Genomic DNA, 2,722 nt, shown 5'->3' with positions numbered 1-2,722 from the left:
CGGCAAGCTGCTTGACGGCATCCATGAACGGCAACCCTTCCGCGTCCGTCAGGAACCGGATGACATCGCCGTGCGCCCCGCAGCCGAAGCAATGGTAAAACCCCTTGTCGTCATTGACATAGAAACTCGGGGTTTTCTCATTGTGGAATGGGCAGCAGCCTTTCCATTCGCGCCCCGCACGGGCCAGCTTGACGCGGCGGCCGACAATGGGCTGCAACGGCACGCGTGCGCGCAATTCGTCGAGAAAGGCGGGGGAGAGGGTCATCGTGCTGTCGGCTGTTCCGACTTTGCGAGAGAGACGGCAGGCATCACCCTGCCAGCGCCGCCTTTACCAACACGCTGGCCTGGCCCATGTCCATCTGGCCGGCAAAACGCTCCTTCACGGCCGCCATCACCTTGCCCATGTCCTTGACCGATGTGGCGCCAAGCTCGGCCACGACAGCGGCAACGGCCGCGCCGGCTTCGGCAGCCGACATCTGGGCGGGCATGAAGCTTTCGATGACAGCTACTTCGGCGCGTTCGGCAGCGGCGAGTTCGGGGCGGCCACCCTTGTCGAACATATCGATCGATTCGCGGCGCTGCTTGATCATCTTGGCCAGCACATCGGCAACCAGCACATCATCATCGGCCGGCGCGGTGCCGGTGCGCAGTTCGATGTCCTTGTTCTTGAGCGCCGAGGAGATAAGGCGCAGCGTGCCCAATGTGGCGCTGTCCCTGGCCTTCATGGCGGTGATGGTGGCGGCCTTGATGTCATCGCGAAGCATGGCGTTTCCTGTGGATAAAAATGCGTGTGGGACAATCAGCCTTTCTAGGCCTATTGGCGGCGAAAGAATAGATTGACGGATGGGCAAGCCGACCCTAACTCGCCGTCCGTTTGCCCACCCGAAAGGAACGTCCAAGATGGCCGCTGCGCCCGCGCCCGCCCAACCCAAAGGCGCGACTGGCGTTATGGTCCTTGCTGACGGCAGCGTCATCTGGGGACATGGCTTCGGTGCCGAAGGGGTTGCGGTCGGCGAAGTCTGCTTCAACACTGCCATGACCGGCTATCAGGAAGTGATTTCCGATCCCAGCTATGCCGGGCAGATCATCACCTTCACCTTTCCGCACATCGGCAATGTCGGCGCCAACAACGAAGATATCGAATCGCCGAACCCACATGCGCTGGGCTGCGTGGTGCGCGAGGCCGTGACGCCGGCTGCAAATTTCCGCAGCGCCAGGCGGTTCGATGACTGGATGCGCGCCTGGGGCCGCATCGGCCTATCGGGTGTCGATACCCGCGCGCTGACCAAGCGTATCCGGCTCGGCGGCGCCCCAAATGGCGTCATTGCCCATAACAAGGCCGGCAAGTTCGACCTGAAAAGCCTGGTGGCGCAAGCAAAGGGGTGGCCCGGCCTTGAAGGTATGGACCTCGCCAGCGTCATCTCGACAACGCAGAAATACAGCTGGGACGACGGCCTTTGGACGTTGCAGGACGGGTATGCGTCCCACAGCGGCAACCCTGCCGGCCCGCATGTCGTGGCCATCGATTATGGCATGAAGCGAAATATCCTGCGCAACCTGGTGGCTGCCGGCGCGCGCGTCACCGTGGTGCCGGCCATGGCGACGTTCGATGAGATCATGGCGCTGAAGCCCGATGGCATTTTCCTGTCCAACGGCCCCGGCGACCCGGCCGCAACCGGCGTGCATGCCGTGCCGACCATCCAGAAGCTGCTGAACAGGGACATTCCATTGTTCGGCATCTGCCTTGGTCACCAGCTGCTCGGTCTGGCCGTTGGCGCCAAAACCCTGAAGATGACGCAGGGCCACCGGGGCGCCAACCATCCGGTGAAACGCCTTGAAGACGGGCGGGTGGAAATCACCTCGATGAACCATGGCTTTGCTGTCGATTCCGCAACGCTGCCCACCACGGCACGGCCAACGCATGTGTCGCTGTTCGACGGCACGCTGGCGGGGCTGGAACTGACCGACCGCAAGGCGTTTTCGGTGCAATACCACCCCGAAGCCAGCCCCGGCCCACAGGACAGCATCTATCTGTTTGAAAAATTTGTCGCAGGACTGACCGCATGATCGACCCCGCACGCCTTGCCGACGAGATTGAATCCAACGAAGAAGTGCTGATGGCGCTGGCGGCCAATGGCGACATCGCCGAGCTGCCGCGCACCATCGATGTGCATTTCAAGGGGCCGCAGGACGCCATCGAGCAACTGGCCGAGGACGCTCAGTCGCTGAATTTCCGCTTCTTCGAGTTCGGCGATTTCGAAGATGGCGACTGGGCGGCGGATTTGCAGGTCGATGGCCCGGTGACACGGCAGGCACTGAAAGCCCTTATCACCCGCGCGCTTGAGATCGAGATCAGTCACGGCGTCGAATTCGACGGCTGGGGCTGCCTCGCGGAAAACGGATCGCCTGAATAATGCCCAAACGCACCGATCTTTCCTCGATCCTCATCATCGGCGCCGGCCCCATCATCATCGGCCAGGCGTGTGAATTCGATTATTCCGGCACCCAGGCGGTCAAGGCACTGAAGGCCGAGGGCTATCGCATCATCCTGGTCAATTCGAACCCGGCGACGATCATGACCGACCCCGAGTTGGCCGACGCGACCTATGTCGAGCCCATCACCCCCGAAATCGTCGCCAAGATCATCGAAAAGGAACGCCCTGACGCGGTGCTGCCGACCATGGGCGGGCAGACCGCGCTGAACACCGCGCTGGCGCTGCAC

5 protein-coding genes are annotated in these 2,722 nt (G+C 62.3%); 3 read left to right on the top strand and 2 right to left on the bottom strand.

Annotated features, from left to right (window positions below; all coding sequences use genetic code 11):
- Together RMQ73_RS02455 and RMQ73_RS02450 are read right to left on the bottom strand one after the other, a co-directional pair.
- Window positions 1–265: CHC2 zinc finger domain-containing protein (locus RMQ73_RS02455; RefSeq protein WP_310496398.1), on the bottom strand; the 265-nt coding region annotated here is incomplete at its 3' end.
- A gap of 43 nt (window positions 266–308) precedes the next feature.
- Window positions 309–764 carry a GatB/YqeY domain-containing protein gene (locus tag RMQ73_RS02450; RefSeq protein WP_310496397.1) on the bottom strand — a complete coding sequence of 152 codons (456 nt, stop codon included), beginning with the start codon at window positions 762–764 and terminating at the stop codon, window positions 309–311.
- A 136-nt stretch (window positions 765–900) separates the two neighbouring features.
- On the opposite strand from RMQ73_RS02450, the gene carA reads away from it, so the two are divergent.
- From carA to RMQ73_RS02435, 3 genes are all read left to right on the top strand, one after another.
- Window positions 901–2,067 (top strand): glutamine-hydrolyzing carbamoyl-phosphate synthase small subunit, encoded by a 1,167-nt coding sequence (carA, locus tag RMQ73_RS02445; protein ID WP_409049821.1) that lies wholly within the window; start codon window positions 901–903, stop codon window positions 2,065–2,067.
- Window positions 2,064–2,414, top strand: a complete 351-nt coding sequence (locus RMQ73_RS02440) for a ribonuclease E inhibitor RraB (protein WP_310496395.1) — start codon at window positions 2,064–2,066, stop codon at window positions 2,412–2,414. Before carA ends, RMQ73_RS02440 begins: the two co-directional genes overlap by 4 nt.
- The coding region (locus tag RMQ73_RS02435; RefSeq protein WP_310496394.1) for a hypothetical protein at window positions 2,414–2,722 on the top strand (309 nt) is incomplete at its 3' end. The genes RMQ73_RS02440 and RMQ73_RS02435, both read left to right, overlap by 1 nt.

The sequence above is a fragment of the Sandarakinorhabdus sp. genome, assembly GCF_031430775.1.
Lineage (GTDB): Bacteria > Pseudomonadota > Alphaproteobacteria > Sphingomonadales > Sphingomonadaceae > Sandarakinorhabdus.
This window is presented reverse-complemented; position numbering and strand designations above follow the sequence as displayed.

Bases quoted from the DNA above. Each gene is read 5' to 3' on its own strand.
- RMQ73_RS02450 (WP_310496397.1), bottom strand. From the start codon at position 764: ATGCTTCGCGATGACATCAAGGCCGCCACCATCACCGCCATGAAGGCC.
- carA (WP_409049821.1), top strand. From the start codon at position 901: ATGGCCGCTGCGCCCGCGCCCGCCCAACCCAAAGGCGCGACTGGCGTT.
- RMQ73_RS02440 (WP_310496395.1), top strand. From the start codon at position 2,064: ATGATCGACCCCGCACGCCTTGCCGACGAGATTGAATCCAACGAAGAA.